The sequence below is a fragment of the Gemmatimonadales bacterium genome (genome assembly GCA_036265815.1).
In the GTDB taxonomy this organism is placed as follows: domain Bacteria; phylum Gemmatimonadota; class Gemmatimonadetes; order Gemmatimonadales; family GWC2-71-9; genus CAVVWJ01.
Genome location: DATAOI010000004.1, coordinates 1 through 7,838, shown reverse-complemented (window position 1 = coordinate 7,838; position 7,838 = coordinate 1). Strand labels below are relative to the sequence as shown.

Below are 7,838 nucleotides of genomic sequence, written 5' to 3'. Positions count from 1 at the left end.
TGAGCTCCACCGCCAGGCGGAGAGCTACATGCGCCGTCAACCCCCAGGCCATACGCTGCAGGCGACCGCGCTGGTGCACGAGGCTTACCTGCGGCTGGTGGGTCGGACCAAGATCGAGTGGCAGAGCCGGGCGCACTTCTTCGGCGTGGCTGCGAAGGCCATGCGCTCCATCCTGGTGGATCATGCCCGCGCACGGCGGAGGGCGAAGCGCGGCGGGGGTGCGGCCAGGCTGACGCTCAGCCTGGCAGGAGATATCGCCGGCCGCACCCCCGCCGTCGACGTACTCGAGCTGGAGGAGGCGCTCGAGCGTCTAGCCCAGCTCGATCCCGAGAAGGTGCGCGTGGTGGAGCTCCGCTACTTCGGTGGCCTGAGCATCGAAGAAACCGCCGAGGTGCTCGAGGTCTCGCCAGCGACGCTCAAGCGGCAGTGGACCACGGCTCGGGCGTGGCTGCGGCGAGAGCTGAGCCCGCTCCCGGGTTAGGTGTCGAGTGGAGCGGGAGCGCTGGCGCGAGGTCCAGGCAGTGTTCCAGGCGGCTCTGGATCGACCGCCGGACGAGCGGGCGGCGTTCCTGGACCAGGCGTGCGGCGACGATGCGGAGCTGCGGCAGGAGGTGGAGTCGCTGCTGCGGGCGGCAGCCGACAGCCGATTCATGGAGCCGGCCTCTCCCATTCCTGGCGGTCAAGACACAGTCCCATCAGCGCCGACGAGTCCCGAGCTCCTTGAACGCCTCCAGCGAGGCCTCGGATCGGCCTATCGGGTGGAGCGGGAGCTGGGCGGCGGCGGTATGGCCCGCATCTTCGTGGCCACCGATACCGGCCTCGGCCGCCAGGTCGTCCTCAAGGTGCTGGCCCCGGACGTCGCGGCGGCCGTCAATGCGGGGCGGTTTCACCGTGAAGTCCGTCTCGCCGCCAGCCTGCAGCATCCTCACGTGGTGCCCCTGCACGCCGCCGGCCAGGCCGACGGGCTCCTCTACTACACCATGCCGTTCGTGGCCGGCGAGTCGCTGCAGCAGCGGCTGGACCGCGAGGGACCGCTGCCGGTGGCCGAGGTGGTACGGCTCCTCCGGGAGGTGGCCGACGCCCTGGGCTTCGCCCACCGTCGGGGCATCATTCATCGCGACCTCAAGCCGGCCAACATTCTCCTCTCGGAAGGCCACGCCCTGGTGGCGGACTTCGGCATCGCCAAGGCGTTGGTGGCGTCCAGCAGCATGGGGAGCGGCGGGTCCGACACCTCCACCCTCACATCCACCGGGCTGGTGCTGGGGACGCCGGCGTACATGGCGCCGGAGCAGGCAACGAGCGACCGGACTACAGACCATCGCGCGGACCTCTATGCCCTGGGCTGCCTGGGCTACGAGCTGCTCACGGGCCGCCCTCCCTTCCATGCCACCTCGGTGCGGGCGTTGCTGACCGCCCATATCATCGAGCCGCCGACACCGGTGACGGTGCATCGACGCGACGTGCCGCCCGCACTGGCGAGCCTGATTCTGGGGCTCCTGGCCAAGGACCCGGCAGAGCGGCCCCAGACCGCCAGCGAGGTGCTCGGCGTGCTTGAGGTCGCGGCGGGCCAACCCGTCCCCGCGCAAACCACCCCCGCAGCGCAAACGGCAGCTCAGGAGCGCCGCCAGTCCCCCATCGCGACACGTCGCGCGTTGCTCGGCATGGGCACGGCTCTGGTCGTGGCGGCACTCGGCTACGCGGGTTTCCGGACGATGAGGCCGTCTGCTCCGACGCTGCTCTCGACAGGAGTGTTGAAGGAGCGGGAACAGCTCCTCATCGCTGACTTCGAGGGCCGCGGGCCGGACTCGATGCTCGCCCCCGCGGTGACCGACGCGTTCCGCATCGACCTCACGGGATCGCCCGTCATCACCGTGATGCCGGCCGGCAAGGTGAGCGAGTCCCTGGCGCGCATGCGGCGGCCGGCCGACAGCAGGCTCGACTTGGCCCTCGCCCGCGAGATGGCCGTCCGCGAAGGCGCCAAGGCCGTGCTCACGGGCGAGGTCACCCGGCTCGGCGGCAGCTTTCTGATCTCGGCGCAGCTGGTATCGCCTCCCACCGGCGAGGTCCTCGCCGGCTACCGCGAGACGGCTGCCGACTCGACCCAGGTTATTGCCGCCATCGACCGGCTGTCGGCCCAGCTTCGGGGTCGGATCGGCGAGTCGCTGCGATCGGTGCGCAGCGAACCGCCGCTCACCCAACTGACGACCTCCTCCCTGGCAGCGCTCCACAAGTACATCGAAGGACAAGTGGCTGGTGACGTTCACAACGACCACGTGCGAGCCGTGCCGCTGCTCGAGGAGGCCGTGGCGCTGGACAGCAATTTCGCCACCGCCTGGCGCACTCTCGGCGGCTTTCAGGCTATCCTGGGCAACCGGACCGCGGCGGTGGCCGCGCTGACCAAGGCCCTGCAGCACGAGGATCGGCTGACCGAGCTGGAGCGAGATCACACCCGGGCCATCTACTACTCGTACATCACGGGGGAATTCGATCGCGCGGCCGCCATCTATCGCGACATCAGCCGGCGCTACCCGCAGGACTCGCTCGCCGCGAACAACCTGGCCGTCGCGTACTACGTGCTGCATCAGTACGAGCCTGCGGAATCGATTTGGCGCGCACGGCTCGACACCATCCATCCCTGGACCCCGGGAGTGCCGCTCAATCTCGTGAATGGCCTGGCGGCGCTCGGTAAGCTCAGCGAGGCGCAGCGTCTGGTAGAGAAGACCATGACGCTGTTTCCGCCGGAGGGAAGCATGCTGTGGTATAAGAGTCGCATGGCCGCCCTGCGCGACGACTATGCCGCCGCCCGGTCCCTCGCCCAGGAAATCAAGACTCATTACTCTAATGACCCCCCGTCGAAGGCCAGCGCCAGTCGAGATCTTGCCTCGATTGCTCTCGTGCGCGGACGGTTGCGGGAAGCCGAGGAGCAGACCCGCGACGCCATGAGGTCGAGCGCCGACGCCGGGCGTCCGGGAGATTACATCCGGGATGCGGTGGAGCTGGCTTTCATCGATACCTGGTTCCGGCAGCAGCCGGGCCGCGGACTCAAGACGATCGAGGCGGCGCTCGTCCGCTTTCCGCTGGATTCCATCCAGCTACTCGAGCGGCCCTATATCACGCTCGCGCTGGCCTACGCCAACGCCGGCAGACCGGATCGAGCGCGGGCTCTGCTCGGCGAGTTCGAACAGGGCGTCGATCCCAACCTGCGGCGGGTCGATGAGTACATGCGGCGCTATGCCTGGGGCCAGGTGGCGCTCGCGGAAGGCCGCTATCAAGACGCGATCGCCGAGCTCGAGGCGTACGTGCCGACCCCCAGAAACTGTCTTGCGTGCGGCCAGGACGCCTTGGCGCTGGCGTACGATCGCGCAGGCAACCCGGATTCGGCCATTGCGGTCTACGAGCGCTTTCTCACGACGCCGAACATCAACCGCCTCAACGAGCAGGGGCCGTTCGGGACTGACGAGACGCAGCTCGCTCCGACCTGCAAGCGGCTGGGCGAGCTGTACGAGCAACGGGGGGATACCGCGAAGGCGAGACAGCACTACTCCCGGTTCGTCAAGCTGTGGCGAGATGCCGACCCCGAGCTCAGGCCCGCCGTCATCGAAGTGCAGCACCGGCTGCGGCAGCTCGGCGGGGAGGAGTCGGGCAGATAGCAGGGCTCGAACCGGACGCCATGAGCCGATTTCCCCGGGTTTCTCGTGTACCAAGTGGGAGCCGTGGCGGCTCCCATGGAGGTTTTCCCATGCGCACTCACGTCGTCTTGGCGTTTGCGATGACTGTGTGTCTGGCCCAATCGGGACAGTCACAGGAGGAGAGCGGTCGGGTACTCGGCCGGGTTGTGGTGGAAGGGGGTGTTCCCGCCGCAGGGGTTCGAGTCGAGGCGCAGGGTACCAGCATGCTCGGCCTGCGTCGCGAGACCACCGACGCGAGGGGCTACTACCGACTCGTCGGGCTGCCCGTGGGCAGCTATCGCCTCCGGCTCTCGCTGATCGGCTATCGGCCGGTTGCGATCGACAGCGTCACGGTCCTGCTGGGCCGAGCGACCACGATCGGAGATGTGGCCCTTCAACCCGCGGCGGTCGAGCTGGGTGAGATCGTGGTGACCGCCGAGCAGGCGCTGGTGGATGTGTCGAGTGCGGCCACCGCGACCAATATCACCGCCGAACAATTCACCAACTTCCCCACGGACCGGAACTTCCGGTCCATAGTGAGCCTCACGCCCCAGGCTAATCCGACGCTGCTTCCCCAGGACGACGTGAATATCGCGGGGGGAACGGGACCGGAGAATGCGTACTTCCTGGACGGAGTGAACATCACCGATCCCAAGGTCGGGTCCACCATATCCATCCTGCCCTACAACTTCGTCAGGGAGCTCCAGGTGAAGGCGGGTGGGTATGAGGCGGAGTACGGCAAGGCGACAGGCGGGATCATCAACGTCATCACCCCGACCGGCGGTGACCAATTCGCCGGTCAGGTGTTCGGCTTCTATACCGGAAGCGGGCTTTCGGCTTCACCCCGGTTCGTGCTGGCGACCGCCGAGGAGAGCCGGTCCTCCAACTACGACTTCGGGGGAAGCCTGGGCGGGCCGATCGTGCGCCAGCACCTCTGGTTCTTCGCGGCGTACAACCCGAGCTTCCAGCGGCAACGGGTGACGCTTCCCGGCGTCGACCTGCCGGACGAGACCCACACGCAGCACCTCTTCGCCACCAAACTGAGCTGGCGCGCGAGTCCGGAGACCGACGTCTCGGTCATCGTCCACGGCGATCCGGGCAAGCATCGCCGCATCGTGCTCAACCGGGTGCCGTTCGAGACGCTGCTCAACACCGACGCGGCCGTCGAGGACAATACCGAGTCGGGGACGACTCTGGCGGCCCTCGTGCGGCGCCGCCTGGGAGACCGGGGCCAGGTCGAGCTGTCCGTGGCGAGATACTCCCACGGTTCCCGCCTGGAGTCGCCGACCGAGCGCGGTCGCACCGAGCCGACGTTCTGGGACGTACCGGCGGGCACCTTCGAGGGTGGCTACGGGGCGTTCCAGAAGTTCTCACGGAAGCGCGAGTCCGTCCGAGCCAGCTTCGCGACCACCCTGGGGCGGCACGACGTGAAGACGGGGGTGGAGTACGAGCGCAACCGCTACGAGGAGCTCACCAATGCGTCCGGCGAGCCGGGGTCTCCCCAGGGTTTCATCCGCAAGGACAACGACACGTCGTACTTCCTGCTCCACGTGAAGTCCAATGTCTCGGTGCGCAACCGCGTGCCCACCGCGTACCTCCAGGACTCCTGGCGGGTGACCGACCGACTCGTCCTCAACGCGGGCCTCCGGTGGGACGCTCAGTACCTCACCGCGGCGACCGGGGAGTCTGCCCAGAGCTTCGGTGGCGAGTGGCAGCCACGCCTGGGGATCAGCTACGCGCTGGGACGACAAGGGGGGCACAAGGTGTTCGGCTCGTTGGGACGCTTCTACGAGCAGATCCCGCTCAACCTGTCGTTGTTCTACTACAACAACGGGACCAGCAACGTCCAGCTTCACTTCGATCACGACCCCAGGGTGGATCCTACAGGAGGCGACACCACGTTTGCCGTCTTCGTGCCGCAGATCGAGCCGCGCCGTGATTTGGAGGGACAGTCCTACGACGAGCTTACGCTGGGTTACGAAGGTACGGTCGGGCGCAACCTTCGGGCGGGCCTGCGCGGGGTCGTACGTCGGCTCCGCTGGGCGGTGGACGATGCATTCAACCCGGGTGAAAACGCCTTCCAGCTCGGGAACCCCGGCAGGGGCAATCTCGCGTTTGTGCCGAAGGCCGTCCGACACTACTCCGCACTGGTCTTCACGCTCGAGAAGCCGGGGGGTGGGCACTTCGACTTCCTGGCCTCGTACGTGCTCTCCCGAACCTCGGGCAATTATCCGGGACTGTACGATGTGCAGCAGATCGATCCGGCTCCCTTCCCCAACTCCGGGATCGCCTTCGACTTTCCCGAGCTGTACACGAACAGCTCAGGGCTTCTCCCCAACGACCGGCCCCACCTGGTCAAGTTCGCGGGCTCGTATCGATTCGACGCCGGGCTGTCGCTAGGGATCGTCACCTCCTGGGAGAGCGGGCTGCCTCGCAACGAGTTCGGGGCAGCCACCGTCGGCTTTCCCTACAACGTATTCCTTCGACCCCGCGGCTCGGCGGGTCGCACGCCCTCAGTTTTTGATCTGAATCTCCGATTGGCCTACACGCTTCCGGTATGGAGCGGCGGCGCGCGGCCGAAGGTGTGCCTGGATCTGTTTCACCTGACGAACTCCAGAGCGGCGGTCCGGGAGGATGACGTGCACTACCTGGCCCTCGACGCCGCCGGGAACCAGACGACGATCAACCCCGGGTATAACCGTGGCCTCAACTTTCAGCCGCCGATGAGCGCGCGGCTGGGTCTCACGCTGGATTTCGGCGGGATGCCATAGTCGGGCCGCGAGGCCGGGCTCTATTCCTTCACAACTTCCATCAATCCGTCCCGCAAGCTGATCCACAGGAAGCGGACCCATGGGTCCGCCGGATCGTACCGGCGCGAGGTTCGGGCGGTGCGGAGGTTCTTGCCGTCCTCCCCCGGATTGCGGGAGCGCACCTTGAAGGCGTTGGCGAAGAACTTCTTCACCGACCGCTTCACCGACCCGAACAGGCCGCCGCCTTCGCCGGTGGGCTGTACCGACAGGTCGTAGTAGCGCGGCGTCAGCGTCGTGACCGTGCGTCCTCCCTCCGCGGCCTGCTCGAAGGCGATGCCCTCGACCCAGCCATCCGCCAACTCGTAGGCCTCATTCTCAGACAGCATTCGATTGAAGGCGGCAGCCGGCATGCTGCCGACCCTGCCCGAGAGCCGGTAGCGGAAATCCGGCGCGTCGAGCGGGACCGAGGCCTGGACGGTAAGCCATCCTTGGTTCATGAGTCGCGCGCGGGCCGCGACCTCGAGCGGCTTGCCTCGGGAGGGCAGGTCCAGGTGGAGAACCGTCGCTCGCACCGAGTCGAAGGTCACCTGACCGGGCCGGCGGCGGCCGGGATGGCGCTCGCGGTATACGATAGAGCCGCGGGTGACGATGACGCTGTCCAACCGGAGCGCCGGGCCGTGACCGGCCGCGACCTGCTGCGGAATTCGGTGACGCACGGGCCGGCCCGGGGGCAGGCGACGGTCGCTCAGCACGTCCAGTCGGGGCCCATCCAGCTCGAGCGCCCGGATTCCGATTCCTCCGGTCGCGATGAAGGCGCGCCAGGCGAAGCCTCGGGCGCGGAGACTGTCGAGCCCGAAGCGGATCCGGTCACGCCGGAACCGGTGGCGCCGCACCCAATCGTGCTCGGGGATCTGGGGCTCGTGGCGGGCGCCGATCAGGCGGAGCGTGCTGTGGGCGAGATCGGCCTCGAGGCCGTCGACGGTGATCTCGCCGCGCGTGTCGAATCTGATGGCCAGTCCCGTCGCCGTGAGCCGCGCCTCCTTGGCGGAAAGCGCCGGGCGCGCCCGGGCGTCGGCCGCCGGGTCGAACACGAGGTCGCTGGCCTCGAACCGGGCGTGGTCCGACCGGACGGATTTGCCCCCGCGCTTCCCACGCCGCGTCAGCTCGACGTCGAGCCGAGGGATCGAGACGGCGGCGATCCGAAACGACGAGAGCCCGAGCGGGCGGGCCGCATCCAGCGCCGTCGAGTCCGACTCCCTCGGGTCCGAGACCGGCCGCCCGTCCGGGACGCGAGGGACCAGCGCGATGACAGCGACGACGCGGCCGCACCCCAGCTCGCGGGCAACGAAGGAGCGGCGGAGCAGGACCTGGAGCACGTCCAGACCTTCCACCCGGCAGTGATGCGCGCGCCACTCGAGCG

The 7,838-nt window shown here is 68.0% G+C and carries 4 protein-coding genes; 3 read left to right on the top strand and 1 reads right to left on the bottom strand.

Translation table 11 applies throughout. The features are described from left to right. The 3 genes from VHR41_00580 to VHR41_00570 all read left to right on the top strand — a co-directional run. Positions 1–481 (top strand): ECF-type sigma factor (locus VHR41_00580; protein ID HEX3232658.1); only part of this gene is annotated, 481 nt, incomplete at its 5' end. A 7-nt stretch (positions 482–488) separates the two neighbouring features. Further along, positions 489–3,650, top strand: a complete 3,162-nt coding sequence (locus VHR41_00575) for a protein kinase (protein HEX3232657.1) — start codon at positions 489–491, stop codon at positions 3,648–3,650. 89 nt (positions 3,651–3,739) lie between these two features. Beyond that, positions 3,740–6,439, top strand: a complete 2,700-nt coding sequence (locus tag VHR41_00570; GenBank protein HEX3232656.1) for a TonB-dependent receptor — start codon at positions 3,740–3,742, stop codon at positions 6,437–6,439. Between the two features lie 20 nt (positions 6,440–6,459). On the opposite strand, the gene VHR41_00565 is transcribed toward VHR41_00570, so the two are convergent. Next, a partial coding sequence (locus VHR41_00565) for a hypothetical protein (GenBank protein ID HEX3232655.1) occupies positions 6,460–7,838 on the bottom strand: 1,379 nt, incomplete at its 5' end.